The organism is Lacticaseibacillus manihotivorans DSM 13343 = JCM 12514 (assembly GCF_001435035.1).
Classification (GTDB): Bacteria; Bacillota; Bacilli; order Lactobacillales; family Lactobacillaceae; genus Lacticaseibacillus; species Lacticaseibacillus manihotivorans.
Genome location: NZ_AZEU01000018.1, coordinates 26,052 through 50,682, shown reverse-complemented (window position 1 = coordinate 50,682; position 24,631 = coordinate 26,052). Strand labels below are relative to the sequence as shown.

The 24,631-nt window shown below is 48.9% G+C and carries 21 protein-coding genes and 1 pseudogene; 20 read left to right on the top strand and 2 right to left on the bottom strand.

The window, feature by feature from the left end:
• Positions 1–5 precede the first annotated feature (5 nt).
• From FD01_RS01050 to FD01_RS01035, 4 genes are all read left to right on the top strand, one after another.
• A complete protein-coding gene (locus tag FD01_RS01050; protein WP_054713769.1) occupies positions 6–830 on the top strand; it encodes a TlyA family RNA methyltransferase in 825 nt (274 codons plus the stop codon).
• A gap of 53 nt (positions 831–883) precedes the next feature.
• Positions 884–1,336 carry an arginine repressor gene (locus FD01_RS01045; protein ID WP_054713767.1) on the top strand — a complete coding sequence of 151 codons (453 nt, stop codon included), beginning with the start codon at positions 884–886 and terminating at the stop codon, positions 1,334–1,336.
• Positions 1,337–1,340: 4 nt separating this feature from the next.
• Positions 1,341–3,044, top strand: a complete 1,704-nt coding sequence (gene recN, locus FD01_RS01040) for a DNA repair protein RecN (protein WP_056962307.1) — start codon at positions 1,341–1,343, stop codon at positions 3,042–3,044.
• A 299-nt stretch (positions 3,045–3,343) separates the two neighbouring features.
• Positions 3,344–4,546, top strand: a complete 1,203-nt coding sequence (locus tag FD01_RS01035; protein ID WP_056962306.1) for an IS110 family RNA-guided transposase — start codon at positions 3,344–3,346, stop codon at positions 4,544–4,546.
• 235 nt (positions 4,547–4,781) lie between these two features.
• Here FD01_RS01035 and FD01_RS01030 read toward each other — a convergent pair whose 3' ends face one another.
• Positions 4,782–5,081, bottom strand: a complete 300-nt coding sequence (locus FD01_RS01030; RefSeq protein ID WP_054713765.1) for a hypothetical protein — start codon at positions 5,079–5,081, stop codon at positions 4,782–4,784.
• A gap of 98 nt (positions 5,082–5,179) precedes the next feature.
• Here FD01_RS01030 and FD01_RS01025 point away from each other — a divergent pair, with 98 nt between their 5' ends.
• The 13 genes and pseudogenes from FD01_RS01025 to FD01_RS00965 all read left to right on the top strand — a co-directional run bounded on the left by FD01_RS01025 (position 5,180) and on the right by FD01_RS00965 (position 19,646).
• The gene (locus FD01_RS01025; protein WP_056962305.1) at positions 5,180–5,857 is read left to right on the top strand and encodes a patatin-like phospholipase family protein; all 678 of its coding nucleotides are present in this window, start codon (positions 5,180–5,182) and stop codon (positions 5,855–5,857) included.
• A gap of 78 nt (positions 5,858–5,935) precedes the next feature.
• Positions 5,936–6,568 carry a guanylate kinase gene (gmk, locus tag FD01_RS01020; protein ID WP_054713762.1) on the top strand — a complete coding sequence of 211 codons (633 nt, stop codon included), beginning with the start codon at positions 5,936–5,938 and terminating at the stop codon, positions 6,566–6,568.
• An 11-nt stretch (positions 6,569–6,579) separates the two neighbouring features.
• Positions 6,580–6,819 (top strand): DNA-directed RNA polymerase subunit omega, encoded by a 240-nt coding sequence (gene rpoZ, locus FD01_RS01015; protein WP_054713760.1) that lies wholly within the window; start codon positions 6,580–6,582, stop codon positions 6,817–6,819.
• Between the two features lie 103 nt (positions 6,820–6,922).
• Positions 6,923–8,110 (top strand): bifunctional phosphopantothenoylcysteine decarboxylase/phosphopantothenate--cysteine ligase CoaBC, encoded by a 1,188-nt coding sequence (gene coaBC / locus FD01_RS01010; RefSeq protein ID WP_056962304.1) that lies wholly within the window; start codon positions 6,923–6,925, stop codon positions 8,108–8,110.
• Between the two features lie 40 nt (positions 8,111–8,150).
• Positions 8,151–10,508 carry a primosomal protein N' gene (gene priA, locus FD01_RS01005; protein WP_056962350.1) on the top strand — a complete coding sequence of 786 codons (2,358 nt, stop codon included), beginning with the start codon at positions 8,151–8,153 and terminating at the stop codon, positions 10,506–10,508.
• Positions 10,509–10,562: 54 nt separating this feature from the next.
• Positions 10,563–11,510, top strand: coding sequence for a methionyl-tRNA formyltransferase (gene fmt, locus FD01_RS01000; RefSeq protein WP_056962303.1), 948 nt, complete (start codon positions 10,563–10,565; stop codon positions 11,508–11,510).
• The gene (gene rsmB / locus FD01_RS00995) at positions 11,497–12,840 is read left to right on the top strand and encodes a 16S rRNA (cytosine(967)-C(5))-methyltransferase RsmB (protein WP_152164715.1); all 1,344 of its coding nucleotides are present in this window, start codon (positions 11,497–11,499) and stop codon (positions 12,838–12,840) included. The genes fmt and rsmB overlap by 14 nt, the downstream gene beginning before the upstream one ends.
• A gap of 2 nt (positions 12,841–12,842) precedes the next feature.
• Positions 12,843–13,586, top strand: coding sequence for a Stp1/IreP family PP2C-type Ser/Thr phosphatase (locus FD01_RS00990; RefSeq protein WP_056962301.1), 744 nt, complete (start codon positions 12,843–12,845; stop codon positions 13,584–13,586).
• Positions 13,583–15,427: pseudogene (gene pknB, locus FD01_RS00985) on the top strand (Stk1 family PASTA domain-containing Ser/Thr kinase); the annotation flags it as partial. The gene FD01_RS00990 and the pseudogene pknB, both read left to right, overlap by 4 nt.
• An 11-nt stretch (positions 15,428–15,438) precedes the next feature.
• The gene (gene rsgA / locus FD01_RS00980) at positions 15,439–16,344 is read left to right on the top strand and encodes a ribosome small subunit-dependent GTPase A (protein ID WP_054713757.1); all 906 of its coding nucleotides are present in this window, start codon (positions 15,439–15,441) and stop codon (positions 16,342–16,344) included.
• A 9-nt stretch (positions 16,345–16,353) separates the two neighbouring features.
• Positions 16,354–16,998, top strand: coding sequence for a ribulose-phosphate 3-epimerase (rpe, locus tag FD01_RS00975; protein ID WP_054713756.1), 645 nt, complete (start codon positions 16,354–16,356; stop codon positions 16,996–16,998).
• The gene (locus FD01_RS00970) at positions 16,995–17,660 is read left to right on the top strand and encodes a thiamine diphosphokinase (RefSeq protein WP_056962299.1); all 666 of its coding nucleotides are present in this window, start codon (positions 16,995–16,997) and stop codon (positions 17,658–17,660) included. The genes rpe and FD01_RS00970 overlap by 4 nt, the downstream gene beginning before the upstream one ends.
• 168 nt (positions 17,661–17,828) lie before the next feature.
• Positions 17,829–19,646 (top strand): UvrD-helicase domain-containing protein, encoded by a 1,818-nt coding sequence (locus FD01_RS00965; RefSeq protein WP_056962298.1) that lies wholly within the window; start codon positions 17,829–17,831, stop codon positions 19,644–19,646.
• A 353-nt stretch (positions 19,647–19,999) separates the two neighbouring features.
• Here FD01_RS00965 and rpmB read toward each other — a convergent pair whose 3' ends face one another.
• Positions 20,000–20,185, bottom strand: coding sequence for a 50S ribosomal protein L28 (gene rpmB, locus FD01_RS00960; RefSeq protein ID WP_054713751.1), 186 nt, complete (start codon positions 20,183–20,185; stop codon positions 20,000–20,002).
• A 228-nt stretch (positions 20,186–20,413) separates the two neighbouring features.
• Here rpmB and FD01_RS00955 point away from each other — a divergent pair, with 228 nt between their 5' ends.
• The 3 genes from FD01_RS00955 (at position 20,414) to recG (ending at position 24,622) form a co-directional block, all read left to right on the top strand.
• Complete coding sequence (locus FD01_RS00955; protein WP_054713749.1) at positions 20,414–20,776, top strand: Asp23/Gls24 family envelope stress response protein; 363 nt, start codon at positions 20,414–20,416, stop codon at positions 20,774–20,776.
• Positions 20,777–20,828: 52 nt separating this feature from the next.
• A complete protein-coding gene (locus FD01_RS00950) occupies positions 20,829–22,505 on the top strand; it encodes a DAK2 domain-containing protein (RefSeq protein ID WP_056962297.1) in 1,677 nt (558 codons plus the stop codon).
• A gap of 77 nt (positions 22,506–22,582) precedes the next feature.
• Positions 22,583–24,622 (top strand): ATP-dependent DNA helicase RecG, encoded by a 2,040-nt coding sequence (gene recG / locus FD01_RS00945; protein WP_056962296.1) that lies wholly within the window; start codon positions 22,583–22,585, stop codon positions 24,620–24,622.
• Positions 24,623–24,631 lie beyond the last annotated feature (9 nt).

Here is a 24,631-nt window from a genome sequence, read left to right as displayed (position 1 = left end):
AATTCATGAGTAAAGAACGCATCGATGTCTTATTAGTAGAACAAGGGTTGTTTTTGTCCCGCGAACAAGCTAAGCGTGCCGTGATGGCTGGCGAAGTTTATGATCAAAACAATGAACGCTTGGATAAGCCAGGGGTCAAAATCGCCGCTGACAGCATTTTGCACGTCAAAGGCAAAACCATGCCTTATGTGTCGCGTGGCGGCTTGAAGTTGTCCAAAGCGTTGGACGTGTTTGGCATCGACTTAACGGGCTTGACGGTGTTAGACATCGGTGCGTCCACTGGTGGCTTTACGGATGTTGCCTTGCAAGCCGGGGCAAAAATGTCTTACGCCTTAGATGTGGGCTACAACCAATTGGCTTGGAAATTGCGCGAAGATCCGCGAGTGAATGTGATGGAGCGGGTGAACTTCCGGTATTCCAAGCCAGAAGACTTCACTGATGGCCCAGTTGAGTTTGCCATGACCGATGTGTCCTTTATTTCCTTGAAGCTGATCTTGCCACCATTGAAGTCGATTTTACAACCTGGTGGTCATGCCGTGGCGTTGATCAAGCCGCAGTTTGAAGCCGGTCCAGCCAATGTCGGCAAAAAAGGCATTGTGCGCGATCCGGAAGTGCATCGCATGGTGTTGAACATGATCGTGGACTTTGCTTTAGGCGCTGGATTTAATGTGCTGGGGTTGGATTTCTCACCGATCAAAGGTGGGGAAGGCAATATTGAATTTTTGATCCATTTACAAAATGGGGATGTCACCGGCGTTAAAGCCGATTCTGTCAGTGTCGATGACACTTTGGCGTCAGCTTATGCGGAATTAAAGCCGAAGTTTCATTAATCATGGCTTTGCGTTAAGCTAGTGATAACGATTTCAGTAAAGGTGGCCTTTAGATGCAAAAAAATGAACGACAAGCATACCTCAAACAATTGATCAAAGATCAAGTCATCGAGCGGCAAAGTGATTTTGTGACGGCACTTGAAGCTGATGGCGTGCCAGTGACGCAAGCCACGATCTCGCGCGACATCAAAGACATGCAATTGGTAAAAGTGCCGACGACTGGCGGGCGCTATCGCTATTCACTGCCTTTGGAAAAGCAATTGTCGCCGTTAGATAAACTGCGCCGCACGTTAGCCGCAGCGTATCGCCATGGGGATCGCATGGATCAATTCGTCCATTTGGTGATGAATCCCGGTACCGCGCCAGCCGTTGGCAATTTGATCGATCAATTACATGATCAGCGCATTTTTGCCACGATCGCAGGCGATGCTGCGATTTTGATCGTATGTCGCGGGACTGCTCAAGCCAAAGAAGTGCTTGAAATGATCGACGCGATGGTTGGGTGACGCGATGTTACAAGAATTAGTGATCCATGATTTTGCGATTATCGACCATTTGGAATTGAGTTTTGAAACTGGCATGACCGCGTTGACTGGGGAAACCGGTGCCGGCAAGTCGATCATTATCGATGCCGTCAGTTTGTTAGCTGGCAGTCGCGGGCGCACGGATTTTGTGCGCACTGGGGCGGCCAAAGCGGAACTGCAAGGCTTGTTTGATGCAACTAGCAATCCCAAAACCGTCGCCGTGCTCAAGCAATTTGATTTGGATACTGATGATGCCAGTGTGTTGTTGCAACGCGACATTTATGCCTCAGGGCGCAATATTTGTCGGGTGAATGGTCATTTGGTCAATACCTCGACATTGCGGGCAGTTGGTGAAACCTTAGTCGATATCCACGGGCAAAACGAACACCAACAGCTGGTGCATCCAGAGTCGCATCTTGGCTTGCTCGATCAATTCGGCGATGACCATTTGCAAGAATTATTATCTGAATATCAAACCCTTTATGCCCAGTATCAACACACCGCATCGGCTTTGCGCAAAAAACAAGCCAACGAGCAAGAATGGGCGCAGCGTTTGGATATGTTGCAATTTCAAGTTCAAGAAATTCAAAGTGCCAATTTGCATGCTGACGAAGAAACGACTTTGACCGCTGAACGTGATCGTCTGGCTAATTTCCAGCGGATTTCCACCGCGTTGAATGCTTCGGCCGCGGTGTTGTCAGATGAAGATGACGTCAATCCTTTAGACCAAATCGCTGAAGCCATGCGCAATATGCAAGAAATCGCGGATTTAGATCCGGCGTTTGCTAGTATCGCCAGCGAGTTGGAATCCGCGTATTACACCTTGCAAGATGTGCAAAGCGACCTGGCGCGGCAAGTCGATGATCAAACGTTTGATGAAGGGCGCTTAGATGACATTGAAAAGCGCTTGGAATTATTCTTACAGTTGGAACGCAAATATGGCGATTCCCTGCCAAAAGTGATCGCCTATGGGCAAAAAGCCGCTGAAGAATTAGCCAACATGGAAGCTTTTGATGCGGATGCCTCGGATCTCGAAGCCCAAGTCGAAAAACAACATGAGCAGTTGTTAGCGGTTGGCGCCAAGCTCACCAAAGCGCGGAAAACCACAGCCAAAGCCTTAGTGGATGCCATCCATCAACAACTGGCGGCGCTGTACATGGCCAAAACCATTTTTTCCGTTCAGTTTACGCCAGTAGCGCACAACGCAGAGCGCCCAGATGGGTTAGACGTGGTGGAATTTTATATTCAAACTAACCCTGGTGAAGCGGCGAAGCCTTTGGCCAAAATTGCCAGTGGTGGGGAATTATCCCGGATCATGTTGGCGTTGAAGACGATTTTTGCCAAATCTGATGGCGTCACCAGCATTATCTTTGATGAAGTGGACACTGGGGTTTCTGGGCGCGTGGCGCAGGCCATTGCCAATAAGATCTCAACCATCGCCACCCAGTCGCAGGTCTTGTGCATCACACATTTGCCTCAAGTGGCTGCCATGAGTGATCATGAGTACTTGATTCAAAAAGCGGTGGCGGATGGTCGGACTAAAACCACCGTCACGCCATTGACCCAAACCCAACGCGTCGATGAAATCGCGCGGATGTTAGCTGGGGATACCGTGACGGAATTAGCGCTGGAACATGCCAGTGAGTTATTGAAAATGGCAGCGACGACGCGCGAACAATTACGGCAATAACCTTGAGAGGTCAGCAAATCCGCTGATCTTTTTTGTTTGGTGCACGCAAACAGTCTAACCTTAGTGGTGAATCATGATTCGACGGAATCGTGGTTCACCACTTTTTGTTTCTCTGATAAAGTGGTGTCGAAGTTGACATGTCGTAGGGCTTTTTATGACGCTTTGACGTCGGAACGCAAACTGGCAACTTCGCAGATTCACCAAGGAACTCGTTCGAAGACTGTTGGCGCTTGACGCCGTGTATTGAAAATTGAGCTGAGTGAATTGATGGAGCAACTTCAATTTAGGTGGTGTTCAGAATGGAATGTATTTTTGGAATTGATGTCAGCAAAGCAACCGCCAACGTAGCGGTGTTAGTGGACGAAACGTTTATCAAGGAGTTCAAGATCACAAGTGATGTGCCAGGATATCAAACACTTGAAGATGAGCTGAACAGCTTCACAGAGCCTCAAATTATCTTTGAATCAACGGGGATCTATTCAAGAAGCCTGCGCGCTTATTTACAGCGGAGTAACTGGCAGTACACGGAGATTAATCCACTTCGATCAAAGATCGATATGGCGAGCTTTCGACATGATAAAACTGATGCACTTGATGCGCGTGGGTTAGCGTTAGCGATGAAGAAGCATCACTACAAACCGACATATCAACAAGCGCCGGTTTATAGCGAACTTCACGACCTGGAAAGGACATATCAAGATTATAACGATGACGTTGTCCGCGCTAAGAATCGGCTCCACAAAGCACTCCAACTCACCTTTCCAGAGCTGGAGCATGTCCTCAGCAAGCAAGATGGTGGTCTGTATTGGCACCTTGTGCAGCGTTTTGCCCATCCAGACTTCGTCTTGGAATACGGTGTCAGTGAGTTAGCAGATCAAATTCTTGATGCGACGCCTAAGAATATGGGTGTTCAGCGCGCTTTAAAAATCGCTGATAAACTCCTAAATTTAGCAGAGCGATGTGCGGCATCAGTATCATCAAATGCGCATGCCGTCAGGGCTGTCGTGTATTTAGCACAAGAAGCTGAGCGTCTCGATGGCCTAAAGAACGAAATCATTGATGAAATGACACAGCTATCACAAGGCCTAGATGAAGTGAAGTATCTTCTTTCGTTTCCCGGGATTGGGATTAAGACTGTGATGTGCTTGATTGGTGAGCTAGGCGATATCCGTCGATTCCATAGTGCTAATGCGATCAACCGATATATCGGCATCGACTTGATTCGGTATGAATCAGGTGATCACGTGATGAAAAGTGGCATCAGTAAGCGCGGTAATGCCTACGCACGGAAGATCCTGTACCGCACAATCATGAACATTGTCAGCACCGCAAGGTACAATCCATCCAATATTAGCAACTATTACCAAAATAAAAAGCGATCATCTTCGACCAAACGGACGAAGATGATCACCATTGGGGCAATGAGCCGCCTTATCAGGACCCTTTACCACCTAGTCATAAACAATGATTACTTCGACCCGAAAAAGTCCTTGGCCGGATAGTAAAGTCGAAGATCATTTAAGTCTATTATAGCATCTCAAAATTCAGGATTTGGGGTGGGCGTGTTTAATGTACGCAAAAACTGGTAAATAACATACCAAGCAGAGTCTCTACAAAGATGATGACGAAAAAACTAGCTAAACAAAAAGAGAAAGCCTAATATAGCAACTTTCTCTTGACTAGTGGTAGAAAAAAGCCGCCTTGAACTCGAAGGGTTCAAGACGGCTGAGTGCTTCGTTAAACGCGTTTGATGAAGCTGATTTCAGCTTCAGATACCACGCGCACCAAGTTGCTTTGATAAGCTTGCAAGATGAAGCGATGTTCATCTAACTGCCGCGTGAAGTGACCAACCAATGCCGGGGAGTCATCTTTGAAAAATACGGCCACGCGATAATGCCGCGCTAAGCTTTGCGCCGTGTTATGCTGGAGTTGAGCAGCAGGCATGGTCAACTTTGGCGCTTCTAAGGCAAAAAATTGCCGATATGACGCCATGAGATTGTGACGTACTGTTTGAAAAGTTTGGGCTTTGTTTTCCATGATGACTCCTCCGAACGTTTGTTCTTGATGATTTCATTATACGAACACTCGTTCTAAAAAGCAAGGCTTCTGCAAAAAAATATTTTGGAGATGAGCAAATGAGTTTAGCGATCGTCTTTGGCGGAGGTGGCGTGCGCGGCGCATTTCAAGCCGGTGTCTGGGCGGAAATCGGTTCATATTTGCAGCCAGATTTTGTCATCGGCAGCTCGATCGGGGCCATCAACGCTTGGGCGACGATCCGATTAACGCCGACAGCATTAGCCGATTGGTGGGAACACCGCGTGCCAAATCACTTATGGCCGCGCCAAACCCAGCCCCTACGCCAACTGATTTCAGCCATTTCAGCGCAACCAGCTGCCAAGCCTTGGCCCGCTTTGGCGGTGGCAACGCGGTTGCGGGCACGCCGTTCACATGTGGTCACGTTGACGGAAACCAACGCAGCAGCTTGGCTTTTGGCAAGTGCCGCCATGCCAGGTTGGTTTTCACCGCAAAGAATCGATCATCACTTATTTGTTGATGGTGGCGTGGCCAATGACTTACCAGTGGCCATTGCCCGCGATCTTGGCGCGACGAAAATTTTAGCAGTTTCGGCATTAGGATTAGGGCCGACGCCAGCGATTGGTGATGTGCCCGTCTTGTATCCACCTAAACATACTGGGGCGATGTTTGATTTTTCGTTGAAACATCGGCAAATTTTATTGCAAGCAGGCCATCAAGCAGGACAGGCTTGGTTGCAAAGTCGTGATGCGCAATCGTTTCTTGCGTCAAGCTATTAACCTTTACAAATACCTTTACAAATAATGGTAAAAAGTGCAAAATGGAAAATAACACTATAGGATGAAAGAGGTTAAAGCATGCAAGAACGGGGAATGCTGATCGTGTTGTCTGGCCCAAGCGGGGTCGGCAAAGGGACAGTTCGCCAAGCGATGCTGGCAGGGGATTATCGCGACTTCCAATATTCGATCTCGATGACCACGCGCAATATGCGCCCAGGCGAAGTTGACGGCGTTGATTACTATTTCCGCACCAAGGAACAATTTGAACACGAAATCGCCACTGGTGGGATGCTTGAGTATGCGCAGTATGTCGGCAACTATTACGGGACACCGTTAAAGTATGTGAACCAAACCTTAGATTCTGGCCGCGATGTGCTGTTGGAAATCGAAGTTAAAGGCGCCATGCAAGTGCGCGAAAAATGTCCAGATGGCGTGTTCATTTTCTTAACGCCACCAGATCTTTCTGAATTGAAACACCGCTTGACCGGTCGTGGCACAGATTCAGCTGAAGTGATCGAAAAACGGATCACGCAAGCCGCTGATGAAATTGCCATGATGGCCAACTATGATTATGCGGTCGTTAATGATAAAGTAGACTTAGCGGTGAAACGCATCGAACGCATCATTGAAAGTGAACACTTGCGCGTCCCTCGCGTGATCGATCGCTACAAATCGATGCTTGATGCCGATCCCATTTCTCAGTCCAAATAAGGAGTCCAATCATGATTATCTATCCTTCTATTGATAAGTTGTTAGACAAAGTGCCTTCTCGCTACAGCTTGGCTGTGCTTGCGGCTAAGCGCGCCCACGAACTTGAAAGCAATGGCATCAAAACCTTGCCAAGTTACAAGTCTTTGAAAACTGTCGGCCAAGCCCTTGAAGAAGTGGCGGCTGGCGATGTGATCATCGACCCTGCTTCCAAGCTTAAAGAACGTGACGCTGAAAAGCTGGATCACGAATAAATATAATTTTTTCTTGCCGAGGCCTCGCGTCTTGGCTTTTTTATTTTTCAGCCAAAACCATTTGCCGCGTTTGGTATAATACTTGAGAAAGGAAGTGGCGAACATGTTGCATAAGCATATTGGTATTTTTATTACTGGTGGGATCGCAGCTTATAAAGTCCCAAACTTGATTCGCATGTTGATCAAAGCTGGACATGAGGTGCAAGTCGCCATGACGCCAGCAGCCGCTGCGTTCGTCACCCCACAAACTCTCGCGACAGTATCCAAACATCCAGTATTAACGGATCAAAATGAATTCGCTGATCCTTCACATGTGGCGCATGTTGCGTTAGCCCACTGGCTGGACCTCGCGTTGATCGTGCCAGCCACTGCCAATACGATCGCTAAACTTACCAATGGCATGGCAGATAATGTGGTCACCACCACACTATTGGCATTTAATGGCCCAAAGCTGATCGTGCCAGCCATGAATGACCAAATGTGGTTGAATGTTCAAACGCACGCTAATATCGCGCATTTGAAAACCTTAGGGATGCGCGTTTTGCCACCGGCGACTGGCTTTTTAGCGGAAGGCTATCAAGCAGTTGGACGCATGCCAGACGAAGCGGTGATCACGTTATTTGTGCAAACCTACCAAGCCGAGCAAACACTTGCAGGCAAGCGCTTTGTCATCACAGCAGGTGGCACTAAAGAACGAATCGATCCCGTGCGTTATATCGGCAATGATTCCTCAGGTAAAATGGGGACCGCTTTAGCCAATGTGGCCAGTGCCTTGGGGGCTGAAGTTGAGTTGATCACAACAGCCAATTTGCCAACTTTGCCAGAGGTGCATGTGACTGATGTTCAATCGGTTGCAGACATGCAACAAGCTGTGATGGCGCATTTTCAAGCTAGCGATGTGGTGATCATGGCGGCAGCCGTCGCCGATTATCATGTCCTTGCGCCAAGTGATCACAAACTCAAGAAAACCTCGGAACAATCAGGCTTGACGCTCCAACTCGAACAAAATCCAGATATTTTAAAAACCTTAGGCGAAACCAAAACGCATCAGTTAGTTGTTGGCTTTGCGGCAGAAACTGATGACTTGTTGCAGCACGCCCAAACAAAATTGGCGAAAAAACATGCCGATTTATTAATTGCCAATTTTGTCGGCGGTGGTCTCGGCTTTAACCAAGACACCAATGCTGTGTGGTTGATGCAACCAAACACTGAACCGATCCAAGTGCCAGAAGCATCAAAACTTGAAATTGCCGAAACCATTTTAAACACGATTCAACAAATCAGGGGGTGAGTGATTGCAAATTGCAAAAGTGATCGTTGATGTCCCCACGATGCAAACGGACCGGCCGTTTGATTATTTGATCCCTGAAGCCTTAGAGGACACGATTCAACCCGGGATGCGGGTGTGGGTCGGCTTCGGCAAAGGCTCCCGCAAATTAATGGGGATGGTGATCGGGTTAGCCGATCATGCTGAATTTGACGGTGAACTCAAACCGATTTTAGCGATTTTAGATGCGGCGCCAGTGCTTGATCCTGAATTATTAAAGCTGTCCAAGTGGTTGGCAGACACGACTTTTGCCTTTTGGATCACCTGTGTCCAAACGATGTTGCCAGCGCAACTCAAAGCAGCTGCAGATAAATGGGTGCATCCCTTGACCCCAGCTGGACATGCCTTGATTCCATCAGCGCAAGCTTTGGATGATTTACCAGAAGCTGCTTTGGCGCCAGTGCTAAAAGCGGTGCAACATGGGGATCTAGAAGTTAAATATCGCCTGCATGATCGCGCCAAAGTCAAAACTGTCGCGCATATTGTGCCAGATAAAACCGAAGCCGAATATGCTGAAATCAAACAAACGTTGAATGGCAACGCCAAACAACAGGCGCACTTATTGGATTTGTTGACGCAGTGGCACCATCAAAACCTGACCCCGGCGATCCCAGACGTGAAAAATGAGATCCCGCGGGCACAAATTACCGCGGCAGTGAAAAAAGGCTGGCTGCATCTTGTCGAACAAGAAGTGTATCGCGACCCTTATCCGCAAATGCAAGGCCAAGCATTGACTAAGCCGCTGGCCTTGACCGTTGATCAACAACAAGTCGTCGATCAAGTGACGCAGGCAGTCGATGACCATGATCCGCAAACCTTTTTATTGGAAGGGGTGACCGGATCGGGTAAAACTGAAGTCTATTTGCAAATCATCGCCCAAGCCTTGCAACAAGGGCAAACGGCTTTGATGTTAGTGCCTGAAATCGCCTTGACTCCGCAAATGGTCAAGCGCGTGCGCGGCCGCTTTGGTGAACGTGTCGCCGTGTTGCACTCAGGTTTATCCAGTGGGGAAAAATTTGATGAATGGCGCCGCATCGAACGCCACGAAGCTCAAGTCGTCGTTGGTGCTCGGTCGGCGGTGTTTGCGCCCTTGACCAATATCGGCGTGTTTATTATCGATGAAGAACATGAATCCAGTTATAAACAAGCAGATGCCCCGCGTTATCATGCCCGCGATGTGGTATTGCATCGGGCGCAAACCATGCATGCGCCGGTGGTATTAGGTTCCGCGACGCCAAGTCTTGAATCTCGGGCCCGGGCTGAAAAAGGGGTTTACACCAAATTAGTCTTACCAAAACGGATCAACCAACAACCAATGCCACCAGTTCATTTGATCGACATGCGCCAAGCGTATCAAGCAGGTGGCCGAGATGGTTTTTCCAAGCCTTTATTAGACGCGCTTCAACAGCGTCTTGATCGTCATGAACAAAGTGTGTTGTTGTTAAATAAACGCGGGTTCTCCAGTTTTGTGATGTGTCGTGAATGCGGGTATAAAGTGCAATGTCCAAACTGTGATATTTCACTGACCTTGCATATGGATTCACACAGCTTGAAATGCCATTACTGCGGCCACGAAGAACCAATCCCAACAACTTGCCCTAACTGTGGGTCAAAAAAAATTCGCTATTATGGCACTGGCACGGAAAAAGTCGCGGCGAGTTTGAATCAATTGCTCCCTCAAGCCCGCGTGTTGCGCATGGATGTGGATACCACCCGGAAAAAAGGCAGTCACGCACGGTTGTTGAAACAATTCGGCAATCACGAGGCCGATATTTTATTGGGCACGCAAATGATCGCCAAAGGCTTAGACTTTCCAGATGTCACCTTGGTTGGCGTGATCAATGCCGACACGGCACTGGGTTTGCCAGACTTTCGCGCTGGTGAGCGAACGTTTCAGCTGTTGACGCAAGTCTCTGGCCGTGCCGGTCGCGCCGATAAGCCAGGGGAAGTGTTCATTCAAACCTTCAACCCAGAGCACTATGCGATTCAATATGCGACGAAACAAGATTACGAAGGCTTTTTCTATGCGGAAATGGCGATTCGCCATCGCGGAGATTATCCGCCGTATTTCTTTACCATGAAGTTGACCGTCAGCCATCCTGATGAAGCCCAAGCGGCCAAAGCCATTTACAGCTTAGCCGCGCAACTGAACGCCGTTTTATCCGATAGTGCGCGGGTGTTAGGCCCAACGCCTGGAGCCATCGCCCGGTTGAAAAAGCGTTACTACTATCAAATGGTGATCAAATACAAACGCGAACCGCAATTAAATGCCGCCTTAGCCAAAATTTTGGACGAAACTCAAGCCAGCGTTAAAAATGGGTTTCAAGTTGCTATCGATCCTGAACCGCAATCATTCATGTAAAAGCAATCGCGGCATGTCTGCGGAAAAAATTGTATACTTAACTTGGAGGAATTTATGACATCTGTTATTTTCTTAGGGACACCCGAATTTGCGGTGCCGATTTTAGACGCGTTAAATACTGAATATGACGTCAAACTAGTGATTACCCAACCTGATCGCAAAGTCGGACGCAAACAAGTGCTGCATCAAAGTCCAGTCAAACAAGCGGCTGAACGCTTGAACTTACCGGTTTTACAGCCAGAGAAACTTTCTGGTAGTCCAGAATTGGACCAAGCGATCGCGTTGCAGCCAGATTTGTTGATCACGGCGGCTTACGGGCAGTTTTTGCCAACTAAGTTTTTAAATGCCGCCAAGATCGCGGCGTTGAATGTGCATGGGTCACTGCTGCCAAAGTATCGCGGCGGCGCGCCGATTCAATATTCTGTGATCAATGGGGATGCTGAAACCGGGGTGACCATTATGGAAATGGTCAAAGCCATGGACGCTGGCGACATGTATGCGCAAAGTCGCTTACCATTGACGCGTGATGATGATACTGGCACTGTATTTGAAAAACTTAGCACCATGGGTCGGGATCTGTTGATGGCGACGTTGCCTGACATTATCGCTGGCACCGAGACTAAAACGCCACAAGATCCAGACCGCGTGACGTTTTCACCAACGTTAACCAAAGCCCAAGAGCATTTGGACATCAACTTACCGGCGGATCAACTCGACAATTGGGTGCGTGGCTTGCGGCCTGCAGTTGGTGGCTGGGTGATGCTCAATGGGGTGCGCACCAAGTTATGGGCGATCACGCCGCTGACTGAAACTACCACGCAACCGGCTGGCAGTGTGGTGTTGCGTGAAAAGAAACAATTACATGTTGCAGCGGGCAATGGTACCGTATTTGCTGTTAATCAACTGCAACCAGCAGGCAAAGCGATCCAACCAATCGCTGCCTATTTAAATGGTGCTGGTAAACAGATTACACAAGGAGATCAAATCATTGGTGAAGCCTAATCCCCGCAATCTTGCGGTGACTGTATTAGAAAAAGTCGAGAAACAAGGGAGTTATTCCAACTTAACGCTGGATGCCACGTTAAAAAAATACACGCTTGATCCTCGCGATGCGCATTTGTTGACCAACATCGTTTATGGCGTGATTCAACATCGTTTGACGCTTGATTTTTATTTGGCGCCGTTTGTCAAAAATCGCAAACTCGACGCCTGGGTGCGCGTGTTGTTAGAAGGCGCTGTTTACCAAATGGTTTACTTGGACAAAGTGCCAGAACGCGCGATTTTTTACGATGCCACTGAAATTGCCAAGCGCCGGGGTAAACTCGGGGTGGCCAAGTTTGTGACCGCCATTTTGCGCAATCTTCAACGCCAAGGCGTGCCTAGCCTTGATACCATTAAAGATCCGATTGACCGTTTGAGCATTGAATCCTCAACGCCGCGTTGGTTGGTGGACATGTTGATCAACGAACAAGGCTTAGAAAAAACGCAAAGTATTTTAAGTGTGATCAACCAGCCTGCCAGCGCGTCGATTCGCGTCAACACGCAAAAACATACCGTGGCGCAATTGCAGGAACAACTCGTTGACCGTTTCCCAGAAATCGTACCGTCAAAAGTGGCCCCAGCCGGTTTAGTTTCACCAGGTGGCCATTTAGCCGGGGCACCTGAGTTTGAGTACGGCATGTTCACCATGCAAGATGAATCTTCAATGTTGGTGGCACCATCGATGACCTTGAAGCCAAACTTTGAAGTCCTCGATGCTTGTGCCGCGCCTGGTGGCAAAACTACGCATATCGCCGAATACTTAGACGAAGCCGCTGGCGGCAAAGTGGTGGCGTTGGATCTTCATCCCCACAAAGTGAAGTTGATCGCCAAAAATGCGGCACGCTTAGGCTTAGCTGATCGTGTCGATGCTTGGGCCATGGATGCGCGTGAGGCTCAAGATACCTTTGCTCCAGCAAGCTTTGATCGCGTGTTAGTCGATGCGCCATGTTCAGGGCTGGGCTTGATCCGGCGTAAACCCGAAATCAAATATGAAAAAAAGCCTGAAGACCTGCAACATTTGCCTGAAATTCAAGGGGCGATTTTAAATAGTGTCGCTGGGTTGGTAAAAGTCGGCGGCCGCTTGACTTATAGCACTTGCACCATGGCCAAGGCAGAAAATCAAAACGTGGTCGCTGCTTTCTTAGCGGCCCATCCAGACTATCATCAAATCCCAACGCCAGGCCTGGAGCGCTTAGACAAAGCGCACAGTGCCCCAGCGTTGCAATTGTTCCCAGATGATTATGGGACCGATGGCTTTTTCATTGCGACGTTAGAACGTATCGGAGAGTAAGCATGGAATACGCATATCGTACAGATATCGGGCGCAGGCGTCCGAATAATGAAGATTACGTCGGCGTGTTTGCCAACCAGCAAGCCGTCACTTTAGCGATCGTGGCCGACGGGATGGGTGGCCATCTCGGTGGGGATGTCGCCAGTGAAATGGCAGTTTCTCATATCGGTTACGCATTTGAAAAAACTGGCGACACGGATATCGAAACCATTGTGCGCTGGCTTGTCTTTGAGTTGCAGCAAGAAAACAGCCTGATTTTAGAAAAAGCGCAAAAATATACTGATCTTTCTGGCATGGGCACGACCTTAGTGGCGGTGATCATTTCCGGCTCTCGATTTGTGGTCGCCAACATCGGGGACTCGCGTGGGTATTTATATCGCCACAATCACTTGGTTCAAATCACTGAAGACCACTCGTTAGTCAACGAACTGGTGAAAAATGGTGAGCTGACTGAAGAAGAGGCCTTACGCTTTCCACAACGCAATGTGATCACCCGTTCGCTTGGTGTCTCTGATGATGTCGATGCGGATGTCACCATTTATGATATGGAATACGATGATTACTTGCTGTTGTGTTCTGATGGGTTGACCAATCAAGTGCCAGATGCTGACCTCGCCAAAATTTTGGCGCAGTCGGTACCGTTAGGCGTCAAAGCCCAAATGATGATCGATCAAGCCAATGCTGCAGGCGGACCAGATAATATCACCGCCTTGATCATCCACCAAGATTGGAGGAAAGCGCAATGATCGAGCCAGGCTACACTTTAAATGAGCGCTATCAATTGAAGCAAACCCTTGGCGAAGGTGGGATGGCCAATGTGTATCTCGCCCACGACTTGATCTTAGATCGTGACGTTGCCGTGAAGGTATTGCGCTTAGATTTGCAAAATGACCCGGATGCCGCGCGCCGCTTCCAACGTGAAGCCATGGCGACTAGTGAATTGGTGCACCCTAATATTGTCTCGATTTATGATGTTGGCGAAGCCCATGGTCAACAATACTTGGTGATGGAATATGTCCCAGGTTCAGATCTCAAGAAATATATCGTCGAACATTTTCCGATTCCTTATCAGCGCGTGATCGAAATCATGGGGCAAATTTTATCGGCAGTCGAAGTGGCGCATGATCACCACATCATTCACCGCGACTTAAAGCCGCAAAATATTTTGATCGATCGCGACGGGAATGCCAAGATTTCTGATTTTGGGATCGCAGTGGCGTTGTCTGATAATTCGATGACCCAAACCAACTCGCTCTTAGGCTCAGTGCATTATTTATCGCCGGAACAAGCCCGTGGCGGCATGCCGACGCGTCAAAGTGATATTTATGCGTTAGGGATCATTTTATTTGAAATGTTGACGGGCACAGTGCCGTTTGAAGGCGATTCGGCGGTTTCAATCGCGCTGAAACACTTCCAAGAAGCGATGCCTTCCGTGCGTCAGTTCGATCCGCGGATCCCGCAAGCTTTGGAGAATGTGGTGTTAAAAGCCACGGCCAAAGACCCTAACAATCGGTATTCCTCTGCAGATGCGATGAGCGCTGACTTGAAAACTGCCCTGTCGCCAGCGCGCGCACATGAAGAAAAGTTTGTGCCCAATGCTGAAGATGATCTGGACGAAACCAAAGTCTTGCCCGTGATCAATCAAGCCAAAGCCAAAGCGCCAGAAACGAAAACTGAAGCCAAGGCTGAACCTGAAAAGCCGACCCCCAAGAAGAAATCCCGTTTTGGTTGGTTGAAAACGCGCTGGCCGTTTATTGCCGCAGCAGTTGCAGTGGCGTTGATCGTGATCGGGGTGGTGGTGGCGCTGTCAGGCGGTAATCATGATGTCACTGTGCCAGATTTGCGGGGCATGTCCCAAGCCCAAGCCCAGTCCGCGTTGGAAAGTGCCAATTTAAAACTTGGTGACGTCACCAAAGCCCATTCCTCAAGCGTCGACAAAAACCGTATCATTTCAAGCGACCCGACGCAAAAGGCGGAAGTGGCTAGCGATAGTACGGTTGATATCGTGTTGTCCAGTGGGCCTAAGCGTTTTACCTTGGATGATTATACCGGCGAAACTTACTCGGATGTCGCCAAAGATTTACGCAAAAAAGGCTTTACCGTCCATCAAGTCAAAGAATCCAGCACTTCAGTGGCTAAAGGCGAGATCTTAGATCAGGATGTCGACGCCGGCAAAAAGGTGGTCCCATCTAACACGACGATCATTTTCACCGTGTCCAAAGGTGATTCAAGCGCTAATAACACACCATCGACGCCACCAGATCCAGAATCTTCTAGCCAATCACAACCTGAAACCAGCTCCAGCGAAACCTCAAGCAGTCAAGTCGATGAAGAAACTTCCAGTGGCTTATCGGTACCTGCCGTTACCGGTCAAGATGAGGCTGCCGCTAGTGCCGCCTTGCAAGCAGCTGGCTTAGGCGTGTCCTCGCAACAACAAGCCTCAGACTCAGTTGCTAAAGGTCAAGTGATTTCTCAAAGTCCAGCAGCTGGCAGTTCCGCAAACCACGGAGATTCTGTCACCATCGTGGTGTCAACTGGTCCTGCGGCTTCTGAATCCAGCAGTAGCGTCTCAAGTAGCAGTTCCTCACAGGAGTAAATATGCCAGAAAACCTAGTCGGCCGTGTGATCAGACAGATCAGTGGCTTTTATGATATTCAAGTTGGCGATACCGTCTACCGCACGCGTGGTCGCGGCAAAATGCGTCAACAAAAAATTACGCCGTTAGTTGGGGACTTTGCTGAGTTCACGCCTGGCGACACCCCAGAAGCTGGCGGTTATTTGTTGAAAGTCAAACCGCGGCTGAATGCGTTGGTGCGGCCACCAGTGGCCAATATCGATCAGGCCATTTTAGTGGTGGCGGCAGCGGAGCCAGACTTTTCGGAAAATTTATTGGATCGCTTCTTGGTTTATTTGGAAGGTAAATCCATACACGCCGAAATCTATTTAACGAAAACCGATTTGGTGTCACCGAAGCGCTTAGTTGAGATCCAAACCACTTTGGCTGGTTATGAAGCGATCGGCTATCGCGTGTTTGCCTCCAATCCACCATTTGATGCAACCTTGTTAGCCAAGGTTAAAGCGACGTTTGCGGATCGGTTGACAATTTTTACCGGCCAAACTGGGGCGGGGAAATCGACTTTGATCAACCATTTGGTGCCAGGCTTGAGTTTGGCCACCGGGGAGATCTCTAAAGCCTTGAATCGTGGGAAGCATACCACCCGTACGACCGAGTTGTTTGCCACTGATGGTGGATTGGTGGCAGATACCCCAGGGTTTTCATCGTTAGGGTTGCTGGATGTGACCTTGGATGATCTGCGGGATCGTTTTCCTGAGTTCGTGGCATTGGCTGGCGACTGCAAGTTTCGTGGGTGTCAGCATCTCAACGAACCCAAGTGTGCGGTGAAAGCTGCACTTGATGAGGGCGCGATCATGGCGAGTCGTTATGAGGATTATGTTCAATTTCACACCGAATTAGCGGGCCAGCGCCCGACGTATCGGAAATAGGAGGCTCATATGAAAATTGCACCATCGATTTTAAGTGCTGATTTTGCCAATTTACAACGCGATGTCCAACTGGTGGAAAACGCTGGTGCCGACTTATTACATGTCGACATTATGGATGGGCATTTCGTGCCGAATTTATCGTTTGGCCCAGGAATCGTATCGGCGTTACGTCCGATCACCAATCTCCCGCTGGATGTGCATTTAATGGTGTCGGATCCAGAATTTTGGATTCCGTTGTTTGCCCAAGCTGGCGCAGACACCTTGTTAGTGCATGTTGAAGCAACGCCGCACATCATGCGCGCGATTCAGCAGATGCATGCGCATGGGGTCAAAGCTGGCGTAGTGCTCAATCCTGGAACCCCATTAAGTGCTTTAGAAGAATTATTGCCAATGCTTGATCAAGTGTTGATCATGACTGTTAACCCAGGCTTTGGTGGGCAACAATTTTTGCCAGCCATGGCAGATAAAGTTGCGCGTTTAGCTAAAGCCCGCGAGGCATTAGGCTTGCATTTTGCCATTGAAGTGGATGGTGGGATCAATGCAAAAACTGGGAAAATCGTCTTAGATGCTGGGGCGGATATCGCAGTTGCTGGCTCGTACGTTTATAATGGCGATCCAGCAACGCAACTAGCGACTTTGCAGGCTTTGCGATGACGCGCTTAAATTTGTTGGTTGGCGGGCCTCAAAGTCAATATCCATCTGATTGGAAAAAGCTGCCAGGCGCATGGGTCGGTGTCGATCGTGGGACTTTGCATTTGCTTGAAGCTGGGATCACCCCATTATTTGCAGTGGGGGATTTTGATTCCTTGACTACGCCTGAACATCAACTTGTGGTCAACCAAGTCGCAGAAATTCATGCCAAAGCCGATATGGATGAAACGGATACCGATATGGCGGTGCGCCTTGCGTTCGTTGAGCATCAGGCTACTGAAATTTGTTTGGTTGGGGCCACTGGCGGGCGCATCGATCATTTCTTGTCGAATCTCTTCATGCCAACACAACCGCGCTTTGCCACTTACACCAATCACATCACCATGATCGACGCGGAGAACTTCATCCAGTTTTACCAGCCTGGTCATTATCAGCTCACGGCGCTGCCTGATTATCGCTATTTAGGCATTGTGCCGCTAACCGCGGTGACGCATTTAGAGATTCAAGGCGCCAAATATCCACTGCATGATTGGTCCAGTGCGATGCCATTTTCTTGGGCGTCTAACGAATTTATTCCTGGACAACCCACACAAGTCAGCTGGACGACTGGGGTGGTCGCGGTGATTCAAAGCCGAGATCTACGCGGCCAACAACTTGATAATTGACGCAAACGAACCGACACCTTGACGAGCCGGTTCGTTTTTTTGCAAAAAAATAGTGCCGACCATGTTTGGCCACCACTTTTCCACTAATATTATACCATGGCTTGTCCAGTCAAAAACAGACTAGTTCTTTGTTGATTTGCGCGTACACTAGTAAGCCGAGGTGATGACATGATGGATGAAATCCAACACTTGGCTGAGATTTATCAGCAGTTGACCACTGATGTGCAAGACTTGACGCAAAAGCTCGCTGACTTGCAAGTGGAAGGCCGGGCGATGAAGCAGCAATTAGCGACTGAAGGGCATTTAGACCTGGGTTCAATGACGGAAACGTTAGATACCTTTGCCAGCATTGAAGCCAATAATCGCTTGATCGACACCTTAAATAGTCGCTATGATGCCGCAGTGGTGCGCTTGGCGCATGCGCAGCTGTTAGTGCCGCAAGCCTATTTTGCCAAAATGAGCTTGGATTACGGGGATGGACCAGAAGCTTTTTATTTGGGTAAAGTTGGTTATGCGGATGTCGATGCCCATGATCTGGTTTATGATTGGCGCGCCCCGATGGCGGATGCCTATTGTGCCAATCGCACTGGCGCCACGACGTATGCGGCAAATGGCCGAGAGATTCCGGTTGAAGTGGTGGGACGCACGCAATTTGTGATCGATCATGCGCGCTTGATCCATGCCATTGACAGCCGCAATGCAGTCGGTGATCCATTGTTATTGGCGGTGTTAGCGCAAGATCGCACCGGTGGGTTGCAAGAAATCACGGCAACCATTCAACAAGAGCAAAATGCTATCATTCGCGAATCCCAAGCGCCAGTTGTGCTCGTTGACGGAGTCGCCGGTTCTGGTAAAACCTCAGTGATGCTTCAGCGCGTCGCTTATCAATTGTTCCAACATCGCGGCGATTGGTCAGCCGATCAAATTCTGATCATCACCCTCAATCCAGCCTTTGGTCAATATATCAAAGGCGTGTTGCCAAGCTTAGGCGAAGCTGAAGCCATGACGGTGACCTATCCGCGCTTGCTCAATCAATTCGCCAGTCGCTTTGGACTTGAAGACATGTATCCTGATGACGAACAACTTGCGGCCATTGATGCCGCTTTAGCGCAACCGGGAAAAGCGTTTATTGGCCAGGTCGGACAACTTGCTTGGGATCAAAGTGATGCCAGCCAAAGCTTCTTATTGCGCATGCAGCGGGTATGGCGTTGGTTGAAGGCGACGGATCAAATTCCGGAAGATTTAGAAGCATGGCTTGATTTTGATGATTTTGCGCAACAATTTGATTTACGCAAGCTCAGTCATTTGGATCGCTTGTATCTGCTTTTGAAGCTCACCGCTTATCAACAAAACGAACTCAAGTCAGTATTTATCGATGAAGCTCAAGATTATCCAGATGCGATGTGGCGTGTGATCCGAAGCATTTTTGCCAGAACTGAATTGACGATTGTTGGCGATCCCAGTCAGAAACTGTTCGGTGCCTCAGTCCCCATTGCTGATTATTTTGCTGATCGCCGGATCGTCAATCGGCAACTGACTACCAGCTATCGGGCGACTGGCGCAATTACGGCCACCTTTGCGCAATATGCGGGACCTCACTGGGCAGGGCAAATCAAGGCGGTGCAAGCACAAGGAATGGCGCCAATGACGATTGAACCAAATCAACTCGCCGAAACACTAGCTGATTTTAAAGCCTCGTCGACGCAAAGCATTGCGATCATCACGCCAGATGCGACTGAAGCTGAACAGCTCTCGCAAACCATTGACGGCCAACTATTGACTGCAATTAGTCAAAAAACAGTCAAGCCAGGCATCAATATTTTACCGTTAACCTTAGCCAAAGGACTTGAATTTGATTTTGTGATCGTTTGGCATTGGCAAAGTGACTATTATCAAGATCCTGAATTCGGTGATAAACGGCGGTATGTCGCTGCATCGCGTGGGACCAAGCAATTGGTGTTTGTCGAAGGGCCAGCAGGAAAATAGCTAACCCAGCCGATTGCCTAAGCTCACTTCACAAATTCCTGGATGGCGAGCTTTAAAAAACAACGCCGACACAGCTAGCCTGCTTGAACAAGCTGCGAGCACAACGTCGTGGTTTTTGAAGCAATGGCAACACGACTGGCTGCGCCCATCCGATTGCTTAAGTTCGCTTCGAGAATGACTGGGCGTCGAGTTTTGTAAAACAACGCCGACACGGCTAGCTACGCATCAGACTTCGGACTAAAGCCCAAGTCCAAAGCCTGACGCTAGGCTACCTGGTCGGCTAAGCCCGTTTTTCAAAACTCTGGACAAAAAAAGCCTCAGCCAATTGGCTGAAGCTTTTTTTACTCTCCGGATTAGACCCGGGTCACTTTACCTGATTTCAGTGCGCGAGCGGAAACCCAAACGCGCTTTGGCTTACCATCAACTAAAATGCGAACCTTTTGGAGATTTGCTTTCCAAGCGCGCCGGCTGGAGTTCAAAGCGTGGGAACGCTTGTTACCAAATACGGTGTGGCGCCCGGTGATTACGTCTTTTGCCAAAATGCTGACCTCCTTGCTTATTCGCCATCTGCGAATTTTTCACTAGACTAACTTATCATAATCTCGCGCCGTGTGCAAGATTTTTTGCAAAGGAAAATTACTTGACAGCACTTTTTTTCGAATCGATTTGCGAAAACTCGCTTTGGTGACAAATGACATGCCCTATGCTAAACTTATTGGGAAATACTACCCTGGGGTAGTTGATTGCGCATTTTAGGAGGTTATAACATGGCGGTCAAAATCAAGACCAAATATGGGACCATTGATATTTCCAACAACGTCATTGCGACAGTGGTTGGCGGCGCGGCAACAGATATTTACGGCATCGTCGGCATGGCCAGTCGTAATCAGATCCGCGATAATCTCAACGATATTTTAAATCGTGAAAATTATGCTCGCGGCGTCGTCGTGCGACAACTCGACAACGGCGTGGCAGTTGAAGTCAACATTGTGGTCGGCTACGGCACCAAGATCTCAGAAGTGTGCCGCAACGTCCAAGATAAAGTAAAGTATAATCTTGAATCGATGTTAGGCGTTACTGCCAGTGCAGTGAACGTGATCGTGCAAGGTGTGCGGGTCCTCGGGGATTAACCGAGCGGCAAGCAATTAACGATAGGCATAGTCCTTGTTTGGAGGATCAGTAGTGGAAGTATCTGAAATTAATGCGGCGAAATTCCAAGAAATGATTCGTGTAGCGGCACATCGCTTAGCGAAAAATGCGGAATTCGTCAACTCTTTGAATGTTTTCCCAGTCCCTGATGGTGACACCGGGACCAACATGAATTTAACGTTTGCAACCGGCGCCAAAGCCGTATTGGAAGCTGACGATCAACATGTCGGCCAATTGGCGAAGAAATTAGGCAAAGGCTTATTAATGGGTGCCCGCGGGAACTCTGGGGTCATCAGCTCGCAATTGTTCCGTGGCTTTGCTAAAAGCGTTGAAGCCAAAGAAACCTTAAATGCTCAAGATCTGGCTGATGCTTTTGCTGGCGGCGTGGAAACGGCGTACAAAGCCGTCATGAAGCCAGTTGAAGGCACGATTTTGACGGTGGCTCGCGAAGGCGCAAAAGCTGGCTTGAAAGCCGCGCAACAAAGCACGGATACAGTGGTCGTGATGTCTGCTGTGGTCAAAGCCGCCAAGCGCGCTTTAGCCAAAACGCCTGATTTGTTGCCGGTGTTAAAAGAAGTCGGCGTGGTCGATTCTGGCGGCCAAGGGTTGTGCTTCATTTATGAAGGCTTCCGTGAAGGCCTAGCCGGGGAAGCTTCTGATGATGATTTCGTGCCTGACGAAGCGGAAATGAACGAAATGGTCAACGCGACCCATCATCAAGGTGCGCAAACTAAGCTGAACCCAGATGACATCGTTTATGGTTACTGTACCGAAATGATGGTCGAACTAGGCGTTGGCGATGGGCCAAAGAAGCCATTCGATTACGAACCATTCCGGAACTACTTGAACGAACTCGGCGATTCCACTTTAGTGGTTGCCGATGACGAAGTGGTTAAAGTCCATGTGCATACTGAACATCCTGGGACTATTTTCAAATACGGCCAACAATTTGGCGCTTTAGCCAAGATCAAAGTCGATAACATGCGCTTGCAACATGAATCGATCATTGAACGCGAAGATGCCATTGCCGCAGAACAAAAGCCGCAACCATTAGCTGAATCAGGCGTGGTGGCGATTGCCGCTGGTGCCGGACTTGGCGAATTGTTTGAAAGCTTGGGTGTGGCTTACGTCTTAAATGGTGGGCAAACCATGAACCCATCGACTAACGACATCTTAGAAGCCATCAAAGCTGCTCATGCCAAAAAAGTGCTGGTATTGCCAAACAACTCCAACATTTTCATGGCGGCACAAGAAGCCGCTAAAGCTAGTGATGTGGATGTGGCCATTGTCAAAACCAAGACGATCAACCAAGGTTTGACGGCGATGTTAGGGTATAACCCAGAAGCTAGTTTGGATGATAACCAAAACATGATGACCGGCGAACTCGCCAATGTGGTTTCTGGTTCGGTTACCCGCGCGATTCGCGATACCACTATCGATGGTTTAGCAATTCATACGGATGATTGGATGGGGATCATCGACGGGGCCATTAAAATCACCAATGTTGACCGCGTTCAAGCCACTGTTGACATGATCAAAGCGATGTTGGATGAAGACTCCGAAATCATCACGTTGATCGTTGGCGCTGATGGCACTACTGCCGAAGCTGAACAGATCCAAACCGCGGTTGAAGCTTTGGATGATGATCTTGAAGTTGAAATTCATCAAGGCGACCAACCGGTTTACCCATACTTGGTATCTGTCGAATAAAAATTGCTGAGAGGCCAGACCATCATTGGGCTGACCTCTTCGTTGTTTCAACGTGACTTTTTGAAAGGAGGACACTTGTGGGATTAACTGATCCAGCATCTACCTTGCCAGGCGTTGGCCCTAAGCGCGCAGAAGCCTTAGCAAGCTTAGATATTCATACCGTTGGCGATGTGCTGTTTTACTTTCCGTTTCGCTATGATGATCTACAAGTGAAATCCTTAGATGAAGCTGCCGATCAAGAAAAAATCACGATCAAAGGCATCGTGGTGGCAGATCCGGTGGTATCCCGCTTTGGTCCGCGGAAGAATCGCTTGAATGTCCGGGTGCAAGTTGACCGCGCCGTGGTGATGGTGACGTTTTTCAACCAGCCTTGGCTCAAAGATAAATTCACGCAAGGCATGGAAGCGGCAATTTATGGCAAATGGGACGCCAAACGTCATTCGATGACTGGGATGAAAGTCCTAGCCACGCAAACTGAAGATGCCCCGTCAATGGCCGCTATTTATCCCGCGAATAAAAATATTCGTCAAAGCACTTTGGCAGAACTCGCCAAAGCGGCGTTTGCCAAAGAGCAAGGGCACATTCCCGACATCATTCCGCAAGTGATCCGCGAAAAGTTGCGCTTACACAGCGATGAGCAACTGATTCAAGGCATGCATTGGCCCAAAACACCTGCTGAAGCCAAAGCCGCGCGCCGTACTGCGATTTTTCGGGAGTTCTTCTTGTTTGAATGCCAAATTCAATCCTTGCGTGAAGATAGTCAACTGGCAGCCAATGGCTTGGCGATCCCATTTGATAATCAGCAAGTACGTGGCTTGATCAAAACCTTACCGTTTGCTCTGACGACAGCACAAAAACGCGTCGTCAATGAGATCTGTGCCGACATGCGCAGTCCCAAGCACATGAATCGCTTATTGCAAGGGGATGTGGGTTCCGGGAAAACGATTGTCGCTGCCATCGCATTGTATGCGGCTGTGACGGCGCGCTTTCAAGCAGCCTTGATGGTGCCAACAGAAGTCCTAGCGGAACAACATTTTGCCAAGTTGACGAAACTGTTTGCTGATTTTCCGGTAAAATTAGCCTTGTTAACCGGGACGACGAAAGGTAAACAGCGCAAAGCAACCCTTGAAGGTTTAGCTTCAGGCGACATCGACATCGTGATCGGGACGCATGCCTTGATTCAAAAAGCGGTCGATTATGCCAACTTAGGCTTAGCGATCATCGACGAACAACATCGCTTTGGGGTCAAACAGCGGCAAATCTTACAGGATAAAGGGTTAAAGCCTGATTTGCTGGCAATGACGGCCACACCGATTCCCCGGACCTTAGCCATTACTACTTATGGTGAAATGGATGTGTCTACCATCGATGAATTGCCAGCTGGGCGGCAGCCGATCACCACTACATGGGTGCGGCACAACCAAATGCGTGAAGCCTTACAGCGCATGCAACAAGAACTCAATGCGCATCACCAGATTTTTGCCATTACGCCATTGATCGCAGAATCGGAAAAAATTGATTTACAAAATGCGGAGCAGTTATATGCCGATATGCAAAAAGTTTTCGGCAAAGCCGCGAAAGTGGCCTTACTTCATGGCCAAATGAAAGCTGACGAAAAAGATGCGATCATGCGGGCGTTTTCTGACGGGGAAATCGATTTGCTGGTATCCACGACCGTCGTTGAAGTCGGCGTCGATGTGCCGAATGCCACCGTGATGTTGATCATGGATGCGGATCGCTTCGGCTTAGCCCAATTGCATCAATTGCGCGGGCGGGTTGGTCGAGGCAAATCGGCGGCATATTGCATTTTAGTCGCTGATCCGAAAAATGACATGGGCGTTGAACGCATGCAAACCATGGTCACGACGACAGATGGCTTCAAGTTGGCGGAAAAAGATTTGGAATTGCGCGGTTCAGGTGATATTTTTGGCGATAAGCAAAGTGGGTTGCCAGAATTTCGCGTCGCAGATCCTGTGGCGGACTTTGCCACCTTATCTGCGGCCCAGCAAGTCGCCGCCAGCTTGTTTAAAACCGACCCAAGTTTATCTGCACCAGAATTTGCGCCACTGCGCGCGTACTTAGCCCGACAACAACAGTTAGTCGGCACACTTGATTGAGGAGGCTTT

Bases quoted from the DNA above. Each gene is read 5' to 3' on its own strand.
- FD01_RS01050 (WP_054713769.1), top strand. From the start codon at position 6: ATGAGTAAAGAACGCATCGATGTCTTATTAGTAGAACAAGGGTTGTTT.
- FD01_RS01045 (WP_054713767.1), top strand. From the start codon at position 884: ATGCAAAAAAATGAACGACAAGCATACCTCAAACAATTGATCAAAGAT.
- recN (WP_056962307.1), top strand. From the start codon at position 1,341: ATGTTACAAGAATTAGTGATCCATGATTTTGCGATTATCGACCATTTG.
- FD01_RS01035 (WP_056962306.1), top strand. From the start codon at position 3,344: ATGGAATGTATTTTTGGAATTGATGTCAGCAAAGCAACCGCCAACGTA.
- FD01_RS01030 (WP_054713765.1), bottom strand. From the start codon at position 5,081: ATGGAAAACAAAGCCCAAACTTTTCAAACAGTACGTCACAATCTCATG.
- FD01_RS01025 (WP_056962305.1), top strand. From the start codon at position 5,180: ATGAGTTTAGCGATCGTCTTTGGCGGAGGTGGCGTGCGCGGCGCATTT.
- gmk (WP_054713762.1), top strand. From the start codon at position 5,936: ATGCAAGAACGGGGAATGCTGATCGTGTTGTCTGGCCCAAGCGGGGTC.
- rpoZ (WP_054713760.1), top strand. From the start codon at position 6,580: ATGATTATCTATCCTTCTATTGATAAGTTGTTAGACAAAGTGCCTTCT.
- coaBC (WP_056962304.1), top strand. From the start codon at position 6,923: ATGTTGCATAAGCATATTGGTATTTTTATTACTGGTGGGATCGCAGCT.
- priA (WP_056962350.1), top strand. From the start codon at position 8,151: ATGCAAACGGACCGGCCGTTTGATTATTTGATCCCTGAAGCCTTAGAG.
- fmt (WP_056962303.1), top strand. From the start codon at position 10,563: ATGACATCTGTTATTTTCTTAGGGACACCCGAATTTGCGGTGCCGATT.
- FD01_RS00990 (WP_056962301.1), top strand. From the start codon at position 12,843: ATGGAATACGCATATCGTACAGATATCGGGCGCAGGCGTCCGAATAAT.
- rsgA (WP_054713757.1), top strand. From the start codon at position 15,439: ATGCCAGAAAACCTAGTCGGCCGTGTGATCAGACAGATCAGTGGCTTT.
- rpe (WP_054713756.1), top strand. From the start codon at position 16,354: ATGAAAATTGCACCATCGATTTTAAGTGCTGATTTTGCCAATTTACAA.
- FD01_RS00970 (WP_056962299.1), top strand. From the start codon at position 16,995: ATGACGCGCTTAAATTTGTTGGTTGGCGGGCCTCAAAGTCAATATCCA.
- FD01_RS00965 (WP_056962298.1), top strand. From the start codon at position 17,829: ATGATGGATGAAATCCAACACTTGGCTGAGATTTATCAGCAGTTGACC.
- FD01_RS00955 (WP_054713749.1), top strand. From the start codon at position 20,414: ATGGCGGTCAAAATCAAGACCAAATATGGGACCATTGATATTTCCAAC.